Annotated in this window: 22 protein-coding genes; 19 read left to right on the plus strand and 3 right to left on the minus strand. The window is 62.6% G+C overall.

Annotation, left to right across the window (positions count from 1 at the left end):
• Nucleotides 1–21 precede the first annotated feature (21 nt).
• From zapE to EJ079_RS34260, 12 genes are all read left to right on the plus strand, one after another.
• Nucleotides 22–1,221 (plus strand): cell division protein ZapE, encoded by a 1,200-nt coding sequence (gene zapE, locus EJ079_RS07995; RefSeq protein WP_127397342.1) that lies wholly within the window; start codon nt 22–24, stop codon nt 1,219–1,221.
• Between the two features lie 372 nt (nt 1,222–1,593).
• Entirely contained in the window at nt 1,594–2,562 is a 969-nt protein-coding gene (gene mdh, locus EJ079_RS08000; RefSeq protein WP_013528846.1) for a malate dehydrogenase, read from the plus strand.
• A gap of 43 nt (nt 2,563–2,605) precedes the next feature.
• Entirely contained in the window at nt 2,606–3,799 is a 1,194-nt protein-coding gene (gene sucC, locus EJ079_RS08005; RefSeq protein ID WP_127808697.1) for an ADP-forming succinate--CoA ligase subunit beta, read from the plus strand.
• A gap of 4 nt (nt 3,800–3,803) precedes the next feature.
• Nucleotides 3,804–4,175 (plus strand): cupin domain-containing protein, encoded by a 372-nt coding sequence (locus EJ079_RS08010; protein WP_127397252.1) that lies wholly within the window; start codon nt 3,804–3,806, stop codon nt 4,173–4,175.
• A 41-nt stretch (nt 4,176–4,216) separates the two neighbouring features.
• Nucleotides 4,217–5,119, plus strand: a complete 903-nt coding sequence (gene sucD / locus EJ079_RS08015) for a succinate--CoA ligase subunit alpha (RefSeq protein ID WP_127808698.1) — start codon at nt 4,217–4,219, stop codon at nt 5,117–5,119.
• A gap of 127 nt (nt 5,120–5,246) precedes the next feature.
• A complete protein-coding gene (locus tag EJ079_RS08020; protein WP_127808699.1) occupies nt 5,247–8,234 on the plus strand; it encodes a 2-oxoglutarate dehydrogenase E1 component in 2,988 nt (995 codons plus the stop codon).
• Between the two features lie 48 nt (nt 8,235–8,282).
• A complete protein-coding gene (gene odhB, locus EJ079_RS08025; protein WP_127808700.1) occupies nt 8,283–9,563 on the plus strand; it encodes a 2-oxoglutarate dehydrogenase complex dihydrolipoyllysine-residue succinyltransferase in 1,281 nt (426 codons plus the stop codon).
• Between the two features lie 10 nt (nt 9,564–9,573).
• Nucleotides 9,574–10,155 carry a hypothetical protein gene (locus EJ079_RS08030; protein ID WP_127382344.1) on the plus strand — a complete coding sequence of 194 codons (582 nt, stop codon included), beginning with the start codon at nt 9,574–9,576 and terminating at the stop codon, nt 10,153–10,155.
• A 65-nt stretch (nt 10,156–10,220) separates the two neighbouring features.
• The gene (locus EJ079_RS08035) at nt 10,221–10,673 is read left to right on the plus strand and encodes a hypothetical protein (RefSeq protein ID WP_245481888.1); all 453 of its coding nucleotides are present in this window, start codon (nt 10,221–10,223) and stop codon (nt 10,671–10,673) included.
• The gene (locus EJ079_RS08040; protein ID WP_127397752.1) at nt 10,670–11,425 is read left to right on the plus strand and encodes an SDR family oxidoreductase; all 756 of its coding nucleotides are present in this window, start codon (nt 10,670–10,672) and stop codon (nt 11,423–11,425) included. Before EJ079_RS08035 ends, EJ079_RS08040 begins: the two co-directional genes overlap by 4 nt.
• A gap of 55 nt (nt 11,426–11,480) precedes the next feature.
• Complete coding sequence (lpdA, locus tag EJ079_RS08045) at nt 11,481–12,911, plus strand: dihydrolipoyl dehydrogenase (protein WP_127808702.1); 1,431 nt, start codon at nt 11,481–11,483, stop codon at nt 12,909–12,911.
• 426 nt (nt 12,912–13,337) lie between these two features.
• Nucleotides 13,338–14,069, plus strand: coding sequence for a DUF2867 domain-containing protein (locus EJ079_RS34260; RefSeq protein ID WP_348629382.1), 732 nt, complete (start codon nt 13,338–13,340; stop codon nt 14,067–14,069).
• Nucleotides 14,070–14,079: 10 nt separating this feature from the next.
• On the opposite strand, the gene EJ079_RS08060 is transcribed toward EJ079_RS34260, so the two are convergent.
• On the minus strand, nt 14,080–15,150 hold the full coding sequence (locus tag EJ079_RS08060; protein WP_127808703.1) for a TraB/GumN family protein: 1,071 nt from the start codon (nt 15,148–15,150) through the stop codon (nt 14,080–14,082).
• Between the two features lie 380 nt (nt 15,151–15,530).
• Nucleotides 15,531–16,469, minus strand: coding sequence for a tyrosine recombinase XerC (locus EJ079_RS08065; protein WP_127808704.1), 939 nt, complete (start codon nt 16,467–16,469; stop codon nt 15,531–15,533).
• A 400-nt stretch (nt 16,470–16,869) separates the two neighbouring features.
• Here EJ079_RS08065 and rimM point away from each other — a divergent pair, with 400 nt between their 5' ends.
• The 3 genes from rimM (at nt 16,870) to EJ079_RS08080 (ending at nt 18,716) form a co-directional block, all read left to right on the plus strand.
• A complete protein-coding gene (rimM, locus tag EJ079_RS08070; protein WP_127330189.1) occupies nt 16,870–17,469 on the plus strand; it encodes a ribosome maturation factor RimM in 600 nt (199 codons plus the stop codon).
• Nucleotides 17,466–18,167, plus strand: coding sequence for a tRNA (guanosine(37)-N1)-methyltransferase TrmD (gene trmD / locus EJ079_RS08075; protein ID WP_127808705.1), 702 nt, complete (start codon nt 17,466–17,468; stop codon nt 18,165–18,167). Before rimM ends, trmD begins: the two co-directional genes overlap by 4 nt.
• 81 nt (nt 18,168–18,248) lie before the next feature.
• Nucleotides 18,249–18,716, plus strand: coding sequence for a hypothetical protein (locus EJ079_RS08080; protein ID WP_127808706.1), 468 nt, complete (start codon nt 18,249–18,251; stop codon nt 18,714–18,716).
• Between the two features lie 50 nt (nt 18,717–18,766).
• Here the strand turns inward: EJ079_RS08080 and EJ079_RS08085 are convergent, their stop codons facing one another.
• Nucleotides 18,767–19,519 carry a sulfite exporter TauE/SafE family protein gene (locus EJ079_RS08085; protein ID WP_127808707.1) on the minus strand — a complete coding sequence of 251 codons (753 nt, stop codon included), beginning with the start codon at nt 19,517–19,519 and terminating at the stop codon, nt 18,767–18,769.
• Nucleotides 19,520–19,846: 327 nt separating this feature from the next.
• On the opposite strand from EJ079_RS08085, the gene rplS reads away from it, so the two are divergent.
• The 4 genes from rplS (at nt 19,847) to EJ079_RS08110 (ending at nt 22,447) form a co-directional block, all read left to right on the plus strand.
• Entirely contained in the window at nt 19,847–20,398 is a 552-nt protein-coding gene (rplS, locus tag EJ079_RS08095; protein ID WP_013528861.1) for a 50S ribosomal protein L19, read from the plus strand.
• Between the two features lie 154 nt (nt 20,399–20,552).
• A complete protein-coding gene (locus EJ079_RS08100; protein WP_027037425.1) occupies nt 20,553–20,966 on the plus strand; it encodes an organic hydroperoxide resistance protein in 414 nt (137 codons plus the stop codon).
• Nucleotides 20,963–21,472: a MarR family transcriptional regulator gene (locus EJ079_RS08105; protein WP_127808708.1), complete on the plus strand. Its 510-nt coding sequence runs from the start codon at nt 20,963–20,965 to the stop codon at nt 21,470–21,472. The genes EJ079_RS08100 and EJ079_RS08105 overlap by 4 nt, the downstream gene beginning before the upstream one ends.
• A gap of 177 nt (nt 21,473–21,649) precedes the next feature.
• Nucleotides 21,650–22,447: a transporter substrate-binding domain-containing protein gene (locus EJ079_RS08110; protein ID WP_127808709.1), complete on the plus strand. Its 798-nt coding sequence runs from the start codon at nt 21,650–21,652 to the stop codon at nt 22,445–22,447.
• Nucleotides 22,448–22,478: the final 31 nt, after the last annotated feature.

Below are 22,478 nucleotides of genomic sequence, written 5' to 3' on the forward strand. Positions count from 1 at the left end.
TGCTCCAGAACGACGTGACCGATGCATCTGCGTGACGGCCTTCAGACCCATGCGACCGTCAGGCAGCGCTACGACCATCTGGTGGAAACCGGTACGATCGACCGCGATCCGGCGCAGGAACGGATCGTTGCGGCGCTTGACCGGCTGACCGATGAGATTTCGGCCAAGCGGCTGGCGCATAAGTCGAGCGCGCTGGGCTGGCTGTTCGCCCGCAAGCGCGAGACCCATGAGGCCGTCAAAGGCCTCTACATCCATGGCGGCGTCGGTCGCGGCAAGACCATGCTGATGGACATGTTCTTCGACTTGCTGCCGGTGCGGCGCAAGCGCCGCGTCCACTTCAACGACTTCATGGCCGACGTGCAGGACCGTATCCAGAAGCACCGGCAGGCGCGCAAGAATGGCGACGTCAGGGAAGACGATCCGATCCCGCCGGTGGCCAAGGCCCTTGCCGAGCAAGCCTGGGTGCTGTGCTTCGACGAGTTCTCGGTCACCGACATTGCCGACGCGATGATCCTGTCCAGGTTGTTTTCGGCGCTGTTTGCCAGCGGCGTGGTGCTGGTCGCCACCTCGAATGTGGCGCCGGAAAACCTCTACAGCGACGGGCTGAACCGCCAGCTTTTCCTGCCCTTTATCGGCATACTGGAGCGGCACACACAGGTGCTGGCGCTCGATGCCGACAAAGACTACCGGCTGGAAAAGCTCGCCCGGACACCGGTCTATGTCACGCCGGCCGATGCGGCGGCGGACCAGCTACTCGACGAGGCCTGGCAAGCCATGACGCGGGGCGCGCCGACCGCCGAGACATCGATTGCCCTCAAAGGACGGCAGGTGATCGTGCCGCGTGCGGCGGGCGATGCGGCGCGGTTCTCCTTCGCCGATCTCTGCGAGAAGCCGCTTGGCGCGCGCGATTTCCTGGCAATCGCCGGGCGCTTCTCAACCATTTTCATCGACCACGTCCCGGTGCTCGGCGAAGGCAAGCGCAACGAAGCCAAGCGCTTCATCCTTCTGATCGACACGCTCTACGACCATCATGTGCGGCTGGTGATGAGCGCCGAAGCGCCGCCGCAAGCGCTTTATGCAGCCAAGCGCGGCGTCGAAGTCTTCGAGTTCGAGCGCACCGCATCGCGGCTGACCGAGATGCAAAGCCGCGACTGGCTGGAGGATTGGGCGGAGCGGCAGAAAGGGAAGCCGGCGCTAGATGCAAAGCAGGCGCAGGCCTGAGTTTCCAGAGATCCGTTGGTAGCGATCTTTCGTGCCCCCCGTCGGCAAGACAGAGGGGGACGCTGTCCCGCCGACCTCGGCTACCCGCATCACAAGGGCGTCATCGCCCGCATCCGGCCTTACGATCTCCATCTTCATCGGCTACTTCTTCCCAAGTCGGCTTACAAGCTTTGACGTTTACGTAAATCCCAAATGATCTAACCGATTGAAAATGCTGACGCCAAAATAATCGTTTGAATTTTTTCTGTGCCGGGGCTATTGGGTGCGGCGAAAATTCGCGGTTCCCCGCAGCATTCCGGCCTCTTCTTCGACGCCGCCATCAAGTCACCAGAGATTTGAGACGTCGTCACCGACAAAGGAAAACATCCTCACATGGCACGCAACAAGATAGCGCTTATCGGCTCTGGCATGATCGGCGGCACGCTCGCTCACATGATCGGCCTCAAGGACCTCGGCGACGTGGTGCTGTTCGATATTGCCGAAGGTATCCCGCAGGGCAAGGGGCTCGATATCGCGCAGTCGTCGCCGGTCGATGGCTTCGACTCCAGGCTCACCGGCATCAACGACTATGCCGGCATCGAAGGCGCCGACGTCTGCATCGTCACCGCCGGCGTGCCGCGCAAGCCGGGCATGAGCCGCGACGACCTTTTGGGCATCAATCTCAAGGTCATGGAACAGGTCGGCGCCGGGCTGAAGAAGTATGCGCCGAAGGCCTTCGTCATCTGCATCACCAACCCGCTCGACGCCATGGTCTGGGCGCTGCAGAAGTTCTCAGGACTGCCCAACAGCCATGTCGTCGGCATGGCCGGCGTGCTCGACAGCGCGCGCTTCCGCTATTTCCTGGCCGAGGAATTCAAGGTCTCGGTCGAGGACGTCACCGCCTTCGTGCTCGGCGGCCACGGCGATTCCATGGTGCCGATGATCCGCTATTCGACGGTATCGGGCATTCCGCTGCCCGATCTCATCAAGATGGGCTGGACCTCGAAGGAAAAGCTCGACCAGATCGTGCAGCGCACCCGCGACGGCGGCGCCGAGATCGTCGGCCTGCTCAAGACCGGTTCGGCCTATTACGCGCCGGCCGCTTCGGCGATCTCGATGGCCGAAGCCTATCTCAAGGACAAGAAGCGCGTGCTGCCCTGCGCGGCGTATCTCTCCGGCCAGTATGGCGTCAAGAACACCTATGTCGGCGTTCCCGTGGTGATCGGCGCCGGCGGCGTCGAGCGTATCATTGAGATCGAGCTCAACAAGAGCGAGCAGAAGATGTTCGACTCCTCGGTGGCGACGGTGCAGGGCCTGACCGAGGCCTGCGTCAAAATCGCGCCGCAACTCGCCTCCAAATGAATCTCCAGCAAGTGAACCCCCAGTCGATCCGGAGACCATCCAGATGAACATCCATGAGTATCAGGGCAAGGCGCTGCTGAAGAGCTTTGGCGCGCCGGTGGCCGAAGGCGTGCCGGTGTTCAAGGCTGATGAAGCGGAAGCCGCCGCCAAGGCGCTGCCGGGCCCGCTCTATGTGGTGAAGAGCCAGATCCATGCCGGCGGCCGCGGCAAGGGCAAATTCACCGAGCTCGGCCCGGACGCCAAGGGCGGGGTGCGGCTGGCGAAATCGGTGGCCGACGTCGTCGCCAACGCCAACGAGATGCTGGGCAACACGCTGGTGACCAAGCAGACCGGCCCGGCCGGCAAACAGGTCAACCGTCTCTACATCGAGGACGGCGCCGACATCGAACGCGAGCTCTATCTGTCGATCCTGGTCGACCGTTCGGTCGGCCGCATTGCCTTCGTCGTCTCGACCGAAGGCGGCATGGACATCGAGGCGGTCGCCCATGACACGCCGGAAAAGATCATCACCGTCGCCATCGATCCGGAAAAAGGCGTCACATCGGCCGACCTGAAGGCGCTCAACGGTGCGCTGAAGCTCGACGGCGATGCTGCCAAGGACGGCGATACGCTGTTCCCGATCCTCTACAAAGCCTTCGTCGAAAAGGACATGAGCCTGCTCGAGGTCAACCCGCTGATCGTCATGAAAAACGGCCGGCTGCGCGTGCTCGACGCGAAAGTGTCGTTCGACAACAACGCGCTGTTCCGCCACCCGGACGTGCTCGAACTGCGCGACACCACCGAAGAGGACGAGAAGGAGATCGAGGCGTCGAAATACGACCTCGCCTATGTCGCGCTCGACGGCAATATCGGCTGCATGGTCAACGGCGCCGGCCTCGCCATGGCGACGATGGACATCATCAAGCTCTATGGTGCCGAGCCCGCCAACTTCCTCGATGTCGGTGGCGGCGCATCCAAGGAAAAAGTCACGGCGGCGTTCAAAATCATCACCCGGGATCCGGCGGTCAAGGGTATCCTGATCAACATCTTCGGCGGCATCATGAAGTGCGACATCATTGCCGAGGGCGTCATTGCCGCGGTCAAGGAAGTCGGACTGGAAGTGCCGCTGGTGGTGCGTCTGGAAGGCACCAATGCCGAGCTCGGCAAGAAGATCATCAACGACAGCGGCCTCAACGTCGTGTCGGCCGACGATCTCGACGATGCAGCCAAGAAGATCGTGGCGGCGGTAAAGGGCTGAGCGGATGCCTCCGCGCAAGATAAACCTCGTCGAGGCGGCGGATCGGACCATCACCAAGGTTTTCGATCCGCATATCGCCGGCGACGTCAACGACAGCCAGGCGAAGGTCGCCAAGTTCGGCGAGATGTTCGACTGGCATGCGCATGACCATGAGGATGAAGCCTTCCTCGTGCTGCGCGGGCGTATCGCCATCGATTTCCGTGACGGTCCGGTCGAGCTCGGCGAGGGCGACTTCATCGTCGTACCGCGCGGTGTCGAGCACCGGCCGCGTTCGCTCACCGCGGAACCGGTCGTGCTGATGTTCGAGCCGGCGACGACGCTCAACACCGGCAATGCCAAGAGCGACCTCACGGTCGCTGACCTGAAGCGGCTCTGACCATGTTTTCCTCGATCAACGGTTTTTAGAAAAGGGCTCCCATGTCCATTCTCGTCGACAAGAACACCAAGGTGCTGGTGCAGGGCCTGACCGGCAAGACCGGCACGTTTCACACCGAACAGGCGCTGGCTTATCACGGCACGAAAATGGTCGGCGGCATCCACCCCAAGAAGGGTGGCGAGACGTGGACCGGCTCAAAGGGTGAAAACCTGCCGATCTTCGCCACGGTCGCCGAGGGCAAGGAAAAGACCGGTGCCAACGCTTCGGTCGTCTATGTGCCGCCGGCGGGTGCCGCCGAAGCCATCCTCGAAGCGATCGAGGCCGAGATCCCGCTGATCATCTGCATCACCGAAGGCATCCCGGTGATGGACATGATCAGGGTCAAGGCCAGGCTCGACCGCTCGACCTCGCGCCTGATTGGGCCGAACTGCCCGGGCGTGCTCACGCCCAACGAATGCAAGATCGGCATCATGCCCGGAAACATCTTCCGCAAGGGCTCGGTCGGCGTTGTTTCGCGCTCGGGAACACTTACCTATGAGGCCGTGTTCCAGACCACCAATGTCGGCCTCGGCCAGACCACCGCCGTCGGCATTGGCGGCGACCCCGTCAAGGGCACCGAGTTCATCGACGTGCTCGAGATGTTCCTCGCCGACGACGAGACCAAGTCGATCATCATGATCGGCGAGATCGGCGGTTCGGCCGAGGAAGACGCCGCGCAGTTCCTCAAGGACGAAGCCAAGCGCGGCCGCAAAAAGCCGATGGCTGGCTTCATCGCCGGGCGCACGGCGCCGGCCGGCCGCACCATGGGTCATGCGGGCGCGGTCATCTCCGGCGGCAAGGGCGGCGCCGAAGACAAGATCGCGGCAATGGAATCCGCCGGGATCAGGGTATCGCCCTCGCCGGCGCGGCTGGGCACGACGCTGGTCGAGGCGATCAAAGGTTAAGGGAATAGGGGAGTAAGGGAGTAGGGCGGTAGGGAAAATAGCAGCGGCAAAAAGCCCTACTCCCCTATTCCCTTATTCCCCTACTCCCTCCAAAAACAGGAGACGGAGCCAGGCTCCGCGGACAAAAATGGCAAGACAAGATCAGGCCAACGACCAATTTTCACTCACCTCTTTCCTCTATGGCGGCAATGCCGATTACATCGACTCGCTTTATGCGTCTTATGAGGACGATCCGGAGTCGGTAAACCCCGAATGGCAGGAGTTCTTTGCCGGGCTGAAGGACGATGCCGGCGATGTGCGCAAGAACGCCAAGGGTGCCTCATGGGCCAAGCCCTCCTGGCCGCTGCAGGCCAATGGCGAACTGGTGTCGGCGCTCGACGGCAATTGGGGTATCGTCGAGAAGACGATCGAAAAGAAAGTCAAGGACAAGGCGGTCACCAACGGCGTCGTCCTGTCCGACGCCGACGTGCATCAGGCGACGCGCGATTCGGTGCGCGCCATCATGATGATCCGCGCCTACCGCATGCGCGGCCATCTGCATGCCAATCTCGACCCGCTCGGCATCGCCAAGCCGCTCGAGGACTACAACGAGCTGTCGCCGGAAAATTACGGCTTCACCGCTGCCGACTATGACCGGCCGATCTTCCTCGACAATGTGCTCGGGCTCGAATTCGGCACCATCCGGCAGATGCTGGAAATCCTGACGCGCACCTATTGCTCGACGCTCGGCGTCGAGTTCATGCATATTTCCGACCCCGAGGAAAAGGCCTGGATCCAGGCCCGCATCGAAGGTGCCGACAAGGAGATCACCTTCACCGCCACCGGCAAGAAGGCGATCCTGCAGAAGCTGGTCGAGGCCGAAGGTTTTGAGCAGTTCATCGACGTCAAGTACAAGGGCACCAAGCGCTTCGGCCTCGATGGCAGTGAAGCGCTGATCCCGGCGCTGGAGCAGATCGTCAAGCGCGGCGGCCAGCTCGGCATGAAAGAGATCGTGCTCGGCATGGCGCATCGCGGCCGGCTGAACGTGCTCTCCCAGGTGATGGCCAAGCCGCACCGCGCCATCTTCCACGAGTTCAAGGGCGGCTCGGCCGCACCCGACGAGGTCGAGGGTTCGGGCGACGTCAAGTACCATCTCGGCGCCTCGTCGGACCGCGAGTTCGACGGCAACAAGGTGCATCTGTCCCTGACCGCCAATCCCTCGCATCTGGAAATCGTCGATCCGGTGGTGATGGGCAAGGCGCGCGCCAAGCAGGATTATCTGTTCGGCCGCAGCCGCGAAGAAATCGTGCCGCTGGAAGAGCGCGCCAAGGTGCTGCCGCTCTTGCTGCATGGCGATGCCGCCTTCGCCGGCCAGGGCGTGATTGCCGAAATCCTCGGCCTGTCCGGTCTGCGCGGCCACCGCGTCGCCGGCACGCTGCATTTCATCATCAACAACCAGATCGGCTTCACCACCAATCCGCGCTTCTCGCGCTCGTCGCCCTATCCGTCGGACGTCGCCAAGATGATTGAAGCACCGATCTTCCACGTCAATGGCGATGACCCGGAAGCCGTGGTGCACGCCACCAAGGTGGCGATCGAATTCCGCATGAAGTTCCACAAGCCTGTTGTGGTCGACATGTTCTGCTACCGCCGCTTCGGCCACAATGAGGGCGACGAGCCGGCCTTCACCCAGCCGATCATGTACCGCAACATCCGCACCCACAAGACGACCGTGCAGATCTACGGCGACCGGCTGATCGCCGAGGGTCACCTCACCCAGGCCGAGCTCGACCAGCTCAAGGCCGACTGGCGGGCGCATCTGGAATCCGAGTGGGAAGTCGGTCAGCACTACAAGCCCAACAAGGCCGATTGGCTCGACGGCGCCTGGTCTGGCCTGCGCACGGCCGACAACCAGGACGAACAAAGGCGCGGCAAGACCGCCGTGCCGGTCAAGACGCTGAAGGAAATCGGCAAGAAGCTGACCGAGGTGCCGAAGGATTTCGAGGCGCACAAGACGATCATCCGCTTCCTCGAAAACCGCCGCCAGGCGATCGAGTCCGGCGAAGGCATCGACTGGTCGACGGCCGAGGCGCTGGCCTTCGGCGCCATCCTGCTCGACGGCAATCCGATCCGCCTGTCGGGGCAGGATTCCGAACGCGGCACCTTCTCGCAGCGTCACTCGGTCCTTTACGACCAGCGCGACGAGACCCGCTACATCCCGCTCAACAATCTGTCGGCGGCTCAAGCCGGCTACGAAGTCATCAACTCGATGCTGTCTGAAGAGGCGGTGCTGGGCTTCGAATATGGCTACAGCCTTGCCGAGCCGAAGGCGCTGACATTGTGGGAAGCGCAGTTCGGCGATTTCGCCAACGGCGCCCAGGTGGTGTTCGACCAGTTCATCTCGTCGGGCGAACGCAAGTGGCTCAGAATGTCGGGCCTCGTCTGCCTCTTGCCGCATGGCTATGAAGGCCAGGGTCCGGAACACTCCTCGGCCCGGCTCGAACGCTTCCTGCAGCTTTGCGCCGAAGATAACATGCAAGTGGCCAACTGTACGACGCCGGCCAACTACTTCCACATATTGCGCCGGCAGCTGAAGCGCGACTTCCGTAAGCCGCTGATCCTGATGACGCCGAAGTCGCTGCTGCGCCATAAGCGGGCGGTGTCGACGCTGCCGGAAATTTCGGGCGAAAGCTCGTTCCACCGATTGCTGTGGGACGATGCGCAGCTGCTTTCCGGCCAGGCGATCAAGCTCACCAAGGATTCGAAGATCCGCCGCGTCGTGCTGTGTTCGGGCAAGGTCTATTACGACCTCTATGAGGAGCGCGAGAAGCGCGGCATCAACGACATCTATCTGTTGCGCGTCGAACAGCTCTATCCGTTCCCGGCCAAGGCGCTGATCACCGAACTGTCGCGGTTCCGCAATGCCGAGATGGTGTGGTGCCAGGAGGAGCCCAAGAACATGGGCGCTTGGTCGTTCATCGACCCCTATCTGGAATGGGTGCTGGCGCATATCGACGCCAAGCATCAGCGGGTGCGCTACACCGGCCGTCCGGCCGCCGCCTCGCCGGCGACCGGACTGATGTCGAAGCATCTCGCGCAGCTCGCCGCCTTGCTCGAAGACGCGCTTGGTGAATAGAGAAAATCTGGGCGAATAACAGAACCCGAAAGAAAACGGACAGGCACAATGGCTACCGAAATCCGCGTTCCCACTCTCGGCGAATCCGTCACCGAAGCGACCATCGGCAAATGGTTCAAGAAGGTCGGCGACGCGATCGTCGCCGACGAGCCGCTGGTCGAGCTCGAGACCGACAAGGTGACGGTGGAGGTGCCTGCCGCCGCCGCTGGAACCTTAAGCGAAATCACCGCCAAGGAAGGCGAGACGGTCGGTGTCGGTGCGCTGCTCGGTTCGATTTCGGCAGGTGGCGCTGCCGCCGCACCAGCGACCAAGCCGCAGGCGGTGTCGCAGGCCTCGTCGCCGGATGCGGCATCGACCGGCAAGCAGGCCGCGGCCGAGACCGCCAAGATCGCCGGCGATGCCGGCCCGGTCGAGCCGCGCACCATGCCACCGGCACCGGCCGCGGCGAAACTGATCGCCGAAAGCAATCTCTCGGTCGACCAGATCTCCGGTTCGGGAAAGCGTGGCCAGGTGCTGAAAGGCGACGTGCTCGACGCCATCTCCAAGGGTGCGCCGTCGCAGCCGGCGGAGACGCCGAAGGCGGCACCTGCACCGGTTGCCGTGCGCGCGCCGTCCTCGGGCGACGATGCGTCGCGCGAGGAGCGCGTGCGCATGACCAAGCTGCGCCAGACCATCGCGCGCCGCCTCAAGGAAGCGCAGTCGACCGCAGCCATGCTGACCACCTTCAACGAGGTCGACATGTCTGCGGTGATGGCGCTGCGCACCAAATACAAGGACGTGTTCGAAAAGAAGCACGGCGTGAAGCTCGGCTTCATGGGCTTCTTCACCAAGGCCGTCACCCACGCGCTGAAAGAAATCCCCTCGGTCAATGCCGAGATCGACGGCACCGACATCATCTTCAAGAACTATGCCCATATCGGCGTCGCCGTCGGCACCGAAAAGGGCCTGGTCGTGCCGGTCGTGCGCAATGCCGACCAGATGTCGATCGCCGAGATCGAAAAGGACATCGGCCGCTTGGGCATAGCCGCGCGCGACGGCAAGCTGTCGGTCGCCGACATGCAAGGCGGGACGTTTACGATTTCCAACGGCGGCGTTTACGGGTCGCTGATGTCGACGCCGATCCTCAATGCGCCGCAGTCGGGCATTCTGGGCATGCACAAGATCCAGGAGCGGCCTGTCGTGGTCGGCGGCCAGATCGTGATCCGGCCGATGATGTACCTGGCACTCAGCTACGATCACCGCATCGTCGACGGCAAGGAAGCGGTGACCTTCCTGGTCCGCGTCAAGGAAAGCCTGGAGAATCCGGAACGGCTGGTGCTTGATCTCTAAGGCTGACGCGGTGGCTGAATCTGTCGAGCCAATCGATCTGTTCGAGCTTGTTACGACAGGCCGGGCGGGTCCGATTGAACTCGGAAAAAGCAGCCGTGAAACGGTGCGAGGCTTGATCGATCCGGAGGATGTGCGGGCGGACAATCATTATCGCCACGAGGACGCGGAGTCAGCGTGGTGCATCTATGGTAGAAATTGCGAGTTCTTCTTCAGTCCCGATTTTCATCTGAGGTCGATTAGCGTCGAGCCTGTCTTCGGAAGATTGCAATCGGGTGGAACGATGGCGACTTGGTACGGCCATCTGGACGTCGATTTGGGCCGGCATCCTGTGATTTTTGCAGGCACAAAGCCCATAGCCATACATACCTTGCCCAAGGCATTGCAGTTCCTGAACAAGAGCGAATTCAAGTGGGCAATCAGCGGCGGTCGTGAGCGCGACGTTTATATTGAGCTGGCGGAGAGTTCTCGCATCTTGACCCTCAAATACGAGGTTAATGCGGTTCCGGTCGACAGGAATGAAAACGTTGCGTTCGAGGTAGATTATTTTCTTTCGACGGTCTTCATCCTCGATCAAGCTGTTCAAGGCGGATAGCAGTGACGATCCGTTCTTTCTTGTCCGAAAGCCTGTCTACCGCATCGATAGCGGTCGGTGCGGCGATGATCCCGGCGGCAGCGTATGCCGCCTGTCCGATCGAACTCGCTGTCTATGGCGACACCCAAAGCGGCAGCGAAATCGACTTCACGCCGACCGTCACCTCGGCGACCGTCACCAATACGTTCCGCATGATCCTCGACAACGATGTGGTGCTGAACGGCATCGTCATTTGGAACGAGGGCGTGTCGCGGCCGAACGGCGCGCTGATGTACAAATGCCCCGAGGGCGACGTCACCGGCGAGGAGCTTGCCGCCTGCACGCCCTGGCATGGCGTCATCTACACGGCGGATGACAAGGGCAACATCGGGCTGCTGCCGGCCGAAGGTGTCGAAGCGCCGAAGACGCTGATACTGCCGGATCTCGGGCCAGCGTTGCGCCAATCCAGTGCCTATGGCGGCAGCGGGTTTTCGAAAGTGCCGGGGGATGTGTTTGCCTTGAAGGGATGCCAGGAATGAGCGGGACGCAAAAGGTGCTGCTGGTCACCGGCGGCAGCCGCGGCATCGGCGCGGCGATCTGCCGGTTTGGATCGAAGGCCGGCTACAGGGTCGCGGTCAACTACGCTGCGAATCAGGACGCCGCCGATGCACTGGTCGCGGAGATCGAGGCTGCCGGCGGCGAGGCTTTTGCGGTCAAGGGCGATGTCGGCAGCGAGGCCGATATCGTGGCCATGTTCGAGGCCGTCGACCGCGCCTATGGACGGCTCGATGCTTTCGTCAACAATGCCGGCATCGTCGACGTCAAGGCGCGCGTCGACGAGATGGATGTTTCGCGGCTGGAGCGCATGATGCGCATCAATGTCGTCGGCTCGTTCCTCTGCGCCCGTGAGGCGGTCAAGCGCATGTCGACCCGCCATGGCGGGTCGGGCGGATCCATAGTCAACATCTCGTCGGCGGCAGCGACATTGGGCTCGCCGGGCGAGTACGTCGATTATGCCGCCTCCAAGGGCGCCATCGACACCTTCACCATCGGGCTCGCCCGCGAGGTGGCGCTGGAAGGCATTCGCGTCAATGCGGTGCGCCCTGGCATCATCGACACGGACATCCACGCTTCCGGCGGGCAGCCGGACAGGGTGGAGCGGTTCCGCGACCTGCTGCCGATGAAAAGAGCCGGTACAGTGGATGAAGTCGCGGGCGCGGTTCTCTATCTTCTCTCCGACGCCGCGTCCTATACGACAGGCGCGATCCTGAATGTAAGCGGCGGCCGCTGAGCGCTCTCAAGCAGATCGAGCATGATGTTATCCAAAAACCGCGTCACACGGCATCATGCTCAAACAGAAGGACAGTATCATGGCTTATGACGTCGTTATCATCGGATCGGGACCGGGCGGCTATGTCTGCGCCATCAAGGCGGCGCAGCTCGGGCTCAGGGTGGCGGTGGTCGAGAAGAACGCGACCTTCGGCGGTACCTGCCTCAACATCGGCTGCATCCCTTCCAAGGCGCTGCTCCATGCCTCCGAGATGTTCGCCGAGGCCGGTCACTCCTTCGACACGCTCGGCGTCGAGATATCGGCGCCGAAATTGAACCTGAAGAAGATGATGGCGCACAAGGATGCGACGGTGTCGTCGAACGTCAACGGCGTCGCCTTCCTGTTCAAGAAGAACAAGATCGACAGCTTTCGCGGCACTGGCAAGGTGGTCGCGGCCGGCAAGGTGTCGGTGACGGCTGAGGACGGCAAGGTCGAGGAGATCGAGACCAGGAACATCGTCATCGCCACCGGCTCGGATGTCGCCGGCATTCCCGGCGTCAAGGTCGACATCGACGAGAAGGTGATCGTGTCGTCGACCGGCGCTTTGTCGCTTGATAAGGTTCCCGGCCATCTGGTGGTGGTCGGCGGCGGTGTCATCGGGCTCGAGCTCGGCTCGGTGTGGGCACGGCTCGGCGCCAAGGTCACCGTGGTCGAATTCCTCGACACCATCCTGGGCGGCATGGACGGCGAGGTTTCCAAGCAGTTCCAGCGCTTGCTTTCAAAGCAGGGTTTCGAGTTCAAGCTCGGCGCCAAGGTCACCGGTGTCGCCAAGGCCAAGAAGGGTGCGACCGTCACCTTCGAGCCGGTCAAGGGCGGCGCCGCCGAGATGATCGAGGCCGATGCCGTGCTGATCGCCACCGGCCGCCGCGCCTATGCCGACAGTCTCGGGCTCGGGGAAGCCGGCGTCGAGGTCGACGAGCGCGGCCGGGTCAAGACCGATGCCCATCTCACGACCAATGTCCCGGGCATCTATGCCATCGGCGATGTCATCGCCGGGCCGATGCTGGCGCACAAGGCCGAGGACGAGGGCGTGGCGGTGGCCGAAACCATTGCCGGCCAGGCCGGCCACGTGAACTATGACGTCATTCCGAGCGTCGTCTACACCAGCCCGGAAATCGCCTCGGTCGGTAAAACCGAGGAAGAGCTGAAGAAGGCCGGCATCGACTACAAGGTCGGAAAATTCCCATTCAGCGCCAATGGCCGGGCGCGCGCCATGCTGCACACCGACGGTTTTGTGAAGATCCTCGCCGACAAGACGAGCGACCGCGTGCTCGGCATGCATATTGTCGGCTTCGGCGCAGGCGAGATGATCCACGAGGCGGCGGTGCTGATGGAATTCGGCGGCTCGTCTGAGGATCTCGCCCGCACCTGCCACGCGCATCCGACGATGTCGGAAGCGGTGAAGGAGGCGGCGCTGGCGACGTTCTTCAAGCCAATCCACATCTAAAGCGACAACGCTTCGTTATCCTCGGGTCAAGCCTGAGGATGACGAACGTAGCGATATCGCCAAACAAAACGGCCCGCTTTTCAGCGGGCCGTTCGTATTTGATATCGAGCCGGTCAGTTGGCCGGAGCTGGAGCCGGCGCTGGCGCTGGAGCCGGCGCAGGTGCCGGTTCTGCAGGTGCCGGAGCCGGAGCCGGAGCTGCAGGCGCCGGGGCTGGGGCCGGTTCTGCAGGTGCCGGAGCAGGTGCAGGTTCGGCTGGCTTCATCGGTTCCGCCGGTGCGGGCGCGGGGGCCGGTGTGCTGGCCGCCGGCGGCTCGGCTGGTGCCGGGTGCTCACCACTCCTTCCGAAAACATAATACGCGACAACCGCCAGAATAACGACGACCAGCGCAATCAGCCAGCCACTACCGCCGCCACCGCTCTGCTTGATGGTGGTGTTGGTGGTGTTGGGATTGAACGGGTCGTTTGGATTCGGTGCGTTCGCCATAAAAGTGTCCTCCGTGGATGAAAAATATCAATCAACACCATATAACGCGCAATCATTGAACTGGTTTCACGCTAGGGTTGGAAAACGCCAAAAACAAGGACAATCCCGCCGTTCCGGAGCCGGAATGGCGTTGTTTCGCCACGCAACGCGCCAAGTTGGTGCCTACTATGGGTTTTTCCGGAGGATTTTTGTCGTGACGAATCCCATAGCAGAGTTTGTCCCGAATCACTGCGATGTTCTCGCCGGAGCCCAGTTCGCCGACCGCTTTGTGCTGATCACCCAGGGTCTTTCTTTAACGGCACTCGGCGCGGCGGAACGCGCCCTGGGGCGAATGCCGCCCTGGGTCGGCAGGCTCATGGCGCTGCGCAACCTTGCCGTCAAGCCGTTCCGGCTGAAGACGGGCCTGGAAACTACAGTGTTGCCGTCAGGCCGGATCGGGATATTTCCGCTCATCAGCCAGTTTCCCGGCAAGGTTGTGCTTGGCCTCGACGACCGGCATCTCGATTTCCGTGTCCTGGTCGAAGTCAGGGATCTCGGCACGGGCCGGCAAGAGGTGGCCGCGACGACGATCGTCAAGACGCACAATTGGCTCGGGCGCGCCTATCTTGCGATCATCATGCCGTTTCACCGGATCATCGTTCCGGCGATGCTGGCCCAGATCCTGGCGAAGTAAACTGAAGTAGCTAAAGTCCTATAGGCGTGACGGTGTAACCGGCCTTGCGAAAATCCTCGACCAAGCCTTCGGGGCCGGGAAGGTGGAGGGCGCCGACCGCCATGAAGACGTTGCCCCTGGCAAGGATCGGTTCGGCATGCTCGACCATCACCTTGTTGCGGCTGGTGATCATGGTTTCCTCGAACGCCGCATAGCCCGCGGGGTCGTCCGTGCCTTCCGGCATGGCCACGCGAAACAGCGGCCAGAACATTCCGGTGTCGCCGCGCTGGTAGAGCACGATCATGGTTTCGTTGATGTCGTTGATCTTATCGCCGAGCTTCAGCGTGTCGACGAGGCCCTTCATGTGAAACGCCAGCGGCAGCGAGGCCATGGCGCGCAACTGGCTTTCAGCAGTCTCCAATCCTTCCACCGGCTTGCCGGAAGCCTTTGCACCTTCCGCCAGCCTGACATCGAGCACCGGGGCGCCGCCTGACTGACGGGCGAGTTCGCAGGCCGGCAGTGCCATCATGGCCGAGAGCATCCACGGCTTCATCTTGGCAACCGTTGCCGGAGGAATGCCGCGGGCGTCGAGCGCGGCGTTCATGGCCGCCGCATCGTCGGGCGACAGCAGCGACGCCAGCGTCGTCGAATCAGTGAACATCATCAGGTCCGGCTCCTTGAGCATCGCGACCATCATCTTCTGCTTGTCGAGCACGTCAGTGGTTTCGATGATGATGGTGCCGGCGGCGTCATAGGCTTTCTGCGCGTCGGGAGGCAGCGTGGTGACGCGCGGGTCGGTCATATGCATGGTGCCGAACAGGAAGGACGGCTTCTCGCCGGGCTTTTCCAGCTTCCACAACAGGCCCTTGCCGTTCGGTGTCGCGGCGGCTTCCGCTTCGATCTTGCGGTAGGTCGCCGGATCGTTCTTCTGCAAGGCCGACAGCATGTCGGCGCCGGTGCAGGTCGAGATTTCGGCATGGGCCTTGCCGGCCGCGAACAGCAGCACGGCGAGAAACGACAGGAAGAACAAAACATTGAGCGCGACGAGCAGCTTCAGCGACACGGAAGCTGCACGGTCGGCGATGGCGATGACGCGTTTCATGATCCCATTCCTAGAACCGAAAAGCGGCAAAACGGTTAATTGGTACTGCGAAATTGTCTTCGACCGGCTATCGCCCTCAGCGGACGTCGATGGTGCTCATGACTCAATGATTAGCGGAAACGCCCATTTCTTCGTCATCCACGGGCGGAGCAAGGAGCGTAGCGACGCGGCGCAGACCCGAGGATCCATGCCGGGACTCTGGAACGCTGCAACAGTGCAGAATTCCGCTCCGCAGCACTCCATGGCAAAGGTCGCGGCATGGATCCCAGGGTCTCCGCGACGGAGCTTCGCTCCTGCTTCGCCCAGGGATGACGACGTTGGGGAGGCTTTCGGCCAATGGTGAACGTTTGGCCACCGATACTATGCGACGCTACTGGCGTTCATGCCCGTGGATGGGCCTGCTCGTAAATCTCGAGCAGCCTCGCGGTGTCGACGCCGGTGTAGATCTGCGTCGTCGAAAGGCTGGCGTGGCCGAGCAGTTCCTGGATGGTGCGCAAATCGCCGCCGCGGCCGAGCAGATGCGTAGCGAAGGAATGGCGCAGCGCATGCGGCGTCGCGGTATCGGGCAGGTTGAGCGCCGAGCGCAGCTTGGCCATGTCGCGCTGGACGATGGCCGGGTTGAGCGGACCGCCGCGGGCGCCGCGAAACAACAGGCCCTTGGGGTCGAGATGGTAGGGGCAGAGCCGGCGATATTCGGCGATCGCCCTGAGCGCCACCGGCAGCACCGGCACCAGGCGCGTCTTGCCGCCCTTGCCGGTGACGCGAAGCACCGTGTCGGCCGCCGACGCCAGATCGGCGCCGGCGAGGCCAAGCGCCTCGGAAATGCGCAGGCCGGAGCCGTAGAGCAGTGTCAGCACGGCGGCGTTGCGGGCAGCAATCCAGGGTTCCTCCGCCAGTTGGCCTTCAATGGAAACAACATGCTTGGCATCGCTCGCTGTCAGCGGCTTGGGCAGCGATTTGGGTTGGCGCGGCGAGCGCAGTGCTGCCGCCCCGGCCGCATTGGCGAGGCCGCGCCGCTCGAGGAAACGCAGCAGCGAGCGGATGCCGGCGAGACCCCGGCCCAGCGTGCGGGCACCGGCACCGGCATTGCGCCGCGCCGCGAGAAAGCCGCGCAGGTCGGCCGGGCGCAGATCGGCGATGTCCGAAATGCCGGGCGAGCCGCCGCAATGGCCGGTGAGGAAATGCAGGAACTGGCGCGTGTCGCGCTCATAGGCTTCCACGGTCTTGGGCGACAGCCGACGTTCTCGCGCGAGCATCTTCAGCCAGCTTTCGCGCGCCGCCTGGAGATCGGGTTTGGCCGGGATCAGGAATTCCTGCATGGCGGCATTTTCGGGTATTCGGGTTAGGAAGCGGTGAAGAGCCGTCATTGAAATGACAGCCGGCTGAGGTTAGGAGACCATCGATTGGTGGCAGGTGACTACCTTGGTGATTGGCTGAAATGCCCGCCCCCTTCGTCATCCTGGGGCGGAGCAGGAGCGAAGCGACGTCGCGGAGACCCCGGGATCCATGCCGTGACCTGCGAGCGTTGCTGCGTTACAAGTCTGATAGCTTTGCGGTGGAGACCGCGCGAAGTGTTTGCAAATAGAGAGTTGGCAGGAACGAGACTCGTGACCCTTTCTGAACTGCCGTGCTTTTTGGTCGCCGTAACGGAATGGATCCTCGGGTCTGCGCAGTCGCTTCGCGCCTGCTCCGCCCGTGGATGACGAAGGTAAAAGCGCCATGAGCAAGCCCCAAAACCCTGTCCAGATGGCCGTGATCGGCGCCGCCCATGGCATCAAGGGCGAGTTGCGGGTGAAGACCTTCACAGGTGAGCCGCTGGCGCTGGCCGATTACGGGCCGCTCTACGCCAGGGACGGGCGCGCCTTCCAGATCGTCGACATCAGGCCTGCCAACACCGTCGTCGTGGTCCGCTTCAAGGGCATTGCCGACCGCAATGCGGCCGAGGCGCTGGCAGGCACGGAGCTGTTCGTCGACCGTTCGATGCTGCCGGACGACGGCGAGGAAGACGAATTCTACCATGCCGACCTCGTCGGCCTCGAAGTCCGCGACGACACGGCTGCCGTGCTTGGCAAGGTGGTCGCGGTGCACAATTTCGGCGGCGGCGATATTCTCGACGTGACGCTGGGCGGGCGCAAGGGCGTGCTGATCCCGTTCACACAGGCCGCCGTGCCGCAAGTGTCGATCGCCGAGGGTTTTGTCCGTGTCGATCCGGCGGCTGCCGGGCTGGTCGACGACGAGGATGGCGATGGCCCGCGCGAGGAAGACTTCGATCCGAAGGGCCGGCCGCGCGGACCGAGCGATGCCGGGGGCAACCGGTGAGTTTTTCCGCTTCGGTGCTGACGCTTTACCCCGAGATGTTTCCCGGCGCGCTCGGCCTGTCGTTGGCCGGCCGGGCGCTGGAGGCCGGGACGTGGTCGCTGGAGGCGATCCAGATCCGCGACTTCGCCCCCGACCGCCATCGCACCGTCGACGACACGCCCGCCGGCGGCGGCGCCGGCATGGTGATGCGCGCCGACGTGCTGGCGAAAGCCATCGACCATGCTTCGCCGGAAGGCGATGCGCGGCCTCGGCTGCTGATGAGCCCGCGCGGCAAGCCGCTGACCCAGGCGCGTGTGCGCGAGCTGGCGGCTGGGCCGGGTGCCGTCATCCTGTGCGGCCGCTTCGAAGGCGTCGACCAGCGGGTGATCGACGCGCGGGGATTGGAGGAGGTCTCCATCGGTGATTTCATCCTCTCGGGTGGTGAGCCGGCCGCCCTTGTGCTGCTCGACGCGGTGGTGCGGCTGTTGCCCGGCGTGATGGGCAACGCGGTGTCGGGCGAGGAGGAGAGTTTCGAAAACGGCCTGCTCGAACATCCGCACTATACGCGGCCGCAGGAGTTTGAAGGCCGCGAGATACCCGAGGTGCTGATCTCGGGCAATCACAAGAAGATCGCCGCATGGCGGCGGGCGGAGTCAGAGGCATTGACGAAAGAGCGGCGTCCGGATCTTTTGAGAGGTGGCAGGACCAGCAGTGTTTGAAGAATAGACCATTCTCTTATTTGACTGCCTCGACTTCTGTGAGAATTGAGCGCTAGTCTCCCTAAGCATTTGGGGGGATTCATGCAAAAGAGCTTCGTTTATTTGGCTATGTCTGTATTGGCGGGCTGCGCTTCGGCAAGCACGGTTCAGACGTCGCGCGATACGGCTATAGTTCAGTCGAGCGCGGCGCCCGCTTGTGGGGGCATCGGCGCATCGAAGGTTGCGGCAAAGGAGGCTGCGATAGCCACGCTCAAAGCCGGCTTCGACAGCTATGTGATTTTCAACGGTGCCTCCGAGAGTAACATTGCCGTTGTACAAGGTCCGGGTACCTATAACACGACGGCCGTCGTCAGCGGATCGATGGTGAATGCGACAACAACTTATCAGCCAGGTATGCCAATGGTTATTGGACATCACGGGCAATCATTCGCAATCAAGATGTTCCACGATGGAGACCCTGGATCAGAGAGTGCGCTTTCTGCAAAAGCCGCTCTCGGGCCGGATTGGCAAAAGCAGATGAACAATCCCGTTCTTACTTGTGTTGGTTAGTCGATTGCGCGGAGAGCGACCAGCACGCGTTCTTCGCAGTTTGGCCCGGCTCAGCCTTTCGTGAAATAGTAGAAAGCCAAGAACAGGCCGACAGCGACGACGAAGCCGCGCACCGCGTTTTGCGGCACGCGCTTGGCGATCCAGACGCCGGCATAGCCGCCCAGCGCGCCGCCCGGGATCATGATGATCGCCTGCGGCCAGGCGACGACGCCGCCCGAGACGAAGACGACGATCGCAACAGCGGCGATGACCATGGCCAGCATGTTCTTCAACGCGTTCAGCCGGTGATAGTCGCCGGCTTGCGTCAGGCCGAGCGTCGCCAGCATCATCACGCCCATGCCGGCGCCGAAGAAGCCGCCATAGATGGCAGTGAGAAATTGTGCGAGCGAGCCGGCCAGCGAGCCCACCGCCGCTTCATGGCCGGGCTTCGGCCCTGGTTTCAGCCAGGGGCCAGCGGCGAACAGGGCCGTCGCGGCCAGGAGCAGCCACGGCACCAGAGCGCGAAACGACGGATTGTCGAGCGCCAAAAGGATCAGCGCGCCGGCCAGCGCGCCCACGGCCGAGATCAGGCACAGCAGCAGCGCGCCGCGCCAGAAATGCCTGATGTCGGCCGAGTAGGCGAGGGTCGAAGTGATGTAGCCTGGAAATTGCGTCACCGAGGAGGTGGCGTTGGCGACGATCGGCGGCAGGCCGACCAACGTCATGGCGCCGAAGGTGATGAAGGTGCCACCACCGGCGACCGCATTGGCGGCGCCTGACAGAAAGCCCGCCAGAAACAGCAGGATGGCATCGAAGACAGACATGAATTGCGGCCGCTCAAAACTGTGTTATTTCAGGCTTAGAAAGCCTGAACGACCGGCGCAACCCGGCACGGCTGGATTACGATGGTGCCATGAGAGCAGAAAATGCGCGCCCAAGGCGTGACAAAGCGGCGAAATAGCTGTATGGCCCGCCCGTACCGGCCAGAAAGAATCTGCCGGACCCGTCAACAATGACGGTGTAGTCGCCCCTGCTGGATGTTTCAAAGACAAATGTCTTGGAGACAAAAGGCATAGCCAAGCGGTCAATGAAACTGCAAGGCGAGTGTCGGACGCTCTGACTGTCGGAAGAACAAGAAGTGGACTTTTGAGATGGATATCCTCCGTCAGCTCGAGGCCGAACAGGCCGCCAAGATCGAAGCCAAGCGCAAGCTTCCCGAATTCCAGCCCGGCGACACCGTGCGCGTCCAGGTCCGCGTGACCGAAGGCACCCGCACCCGCGTCCAGGCCTATGAGGGCGTCGTCATCGCCCGCGCAGGCGCCGGCTTCCAGGAGAACTTCACGGTTCGCAAGATTTCCTACGGCGAAGGCGTCGAGCGCGTGTTCCCGGTCTACTCGCCGATGGTTGAAGGCGTCGAGATCGTTCGCCGCGGCAAGGTGCGTCGCGCCAAGCTCTACTACCTGCGCGATCGTCGCGGCAAATCGGCCCGTATTTCGGAAAACACCGGCGTGCGCGCCCGCAAGCTGAACGATGAGGAGCGCGATGCGCTGAACGCCGAGAAGGCCCGCATCGAGGCCGAGAAGGTGGCAGCAGCCGAGGCCCTGGCCGTCGAGAAGGCCGCCCAGGACGCCGCCGAGAAGAAGGCCGCCGCCGAAGCCGAAGCAGCAGCCAAGGCCGCCGCGGAAGCGACCCCCGCCGAATAAGGTTTTCGGACATCCCATTCAAAAAGGCGGCTTCGGCCGCCTTTTTCGTTTCACCGGACTGTGAACGCTTTCAGCGCCAGAAACGGGATCCGCTGTTGACGGCATATTATCTTGTGTACCAAATAATCGTGCACAAGGTAATTGGAGATTTGATATGGCACTCTACACCACACAGGCTCACGTCACCGGCGGCCGCGCCGGCCACGGCGAGACCAGCGACGGTCTGCTCAAGGTCGATCTGGCAATGCCCAAGGAGCTCGGCGGGCCGGGGGGCGCCACCAATCCTGAGCAACTGTTCGCAATCGGCTATGCCGCCTGCTTCGAAAGCGCCATCCGCTTCGTCGCGCGCAAACAGAAGCTGTCGCTGACGGATGCCGGGGTAACCTCCACCGTCAGCCTGCTTCCCAATGGCGAAGGCTTTAAGCTCGGCGTCGCGCTCGCGGCGGAAACGAAAGGCCTTGATCAGGCGGCGGCGGAAGCGCTTGTATCGGAGGCGCACAAGATCTGCCCCTATTCCAACGCCATCAGCGGCAATGTCGACGTAGCGCTTTCGGTAAAGGCGGCATGACGGAAAAGACGACAAAGAGCACCAGCGACGTCCCGGCGGAGGCCACCGGGACGTTTCACGTTCCGCGGCTCGACCAGCAGCTGTGCTTCGCGCTCTATTCGGCAAGCGGGCTGATGACCAAGCTCTACCGCCCGCTGCTCGATCCGCTCGGCCTGACCTATCCGCAATATCTGGCCATGTTGGCGCTGTGGGAACGAGCTCCAAGCACGGTTGGCGAGCTTGGCGAAGCGCTTGGCCTGGATTCCGCGACGCTGACGCCGCTGCTCAAGCGGATGGAGGCTGGCGGACTGGTCACACGCCTGCGCGACCCCGCCGACGAGCGCCGGGTTATGGTCGAGCCGACAGCGAAGGGCCAAGCGTTGCGTGAGCAGGCTAAAAGCGTGCCGGCGGCGATGCTTTGCAACCTGCCGCTGGATGCCGACGAGTTGAAATCCCTGCACCGCACGCTGACGCGGTTCGTCTCCGGCTTGCGCAAGGCAGATGCCGGCATCGCGAAGCGGAGCTGATCGCTGCCGCGACACCGTTCATTCCTGAATCCCGGAAATGAAGGCACTGGAATCCGCTTTCGCGCATCCTGACGCAGCGGACCGTCTTGCATGACGCTTGCGGAAAGCTAAAGTCGGCGCCGTATTTTCCTGCAAGCCCGGCCATGTCCGGGTCCGTCAATTTCCGGGGAGTGTGTCATGACCAAATCGAAACTGCTGCTGGCAGGCCTGCTTGCCCTCGTCCTGACGCCCGTTGCCGCCTTTGCGCAGGCGCTGCCCGACCTCGGCGGCAAAAAGGTGGTGGTTGTGACCGAAAACGCCTATCCGCCGCTGCAGTTCATCGATGCCAAGACCGGCAAGCAGATCGGCTGGGAGTATGACGCGATGAACGAGATCGCCAAGCGGCTCAATTTCACGGTCGAGTACCAGAACACTTCCTGGGACGCGATGATCCAGGCGGTTTCCGACAACCAGTACAACATTGGCATGACCGGCATCACCATCAAGGACGACCGCAAGGAGAAGGTCGATTTCTCCGACCCCTATATGCGCTCGGAACAGTTCATGCTGGTGCGCGGCGATGAGAGCCGCTTCACTGACGCCAAGACCTTCGGCGACTTCAAGGACGGGCTGATCGGCGCGCAGGCCGGCACCACGCCCTTCTACACCGCCGTCTATAGCGTGCTCGACGGCAATGAGCAGAACCCGCGCATCAAACTGTTCGAGACCTTCGGCGCGACCGTGCAGGCACTGAAGTCCGGTGACGTCGATGTCGTTTTGACCGATGGCACCGCTGGCAAAGGCTATGTCGACGCCTCCGCGGGCAAACTGAAACTGATCGGCGGGCCGCTCGGCACCGAGGATTTCGGTTTCATTTTCCCCAAGGGTTCCGACCTGGTGAAGCCGATCAACGCGGCAATCGTTGCGTTGAAGGCGGACGGGACGTTCGATGCGCTAAACAAGAAATGGTTTCTTGATTACAAGATGGGGCAGTGATTTCCCGCTGACTTCGCGCTTGAACGCCCCC

The sequence above is a fragment of the Mesorhizobium sp. M7A.F.Ce.TU.012.03.2.1 genome, assembly GCF_004006095.1.
GTDB lineage: Bacteria > Pseudomonadota > Alphaproteobacteria > Rhizobiales > Rhizobiaceae > Mesorhizobium.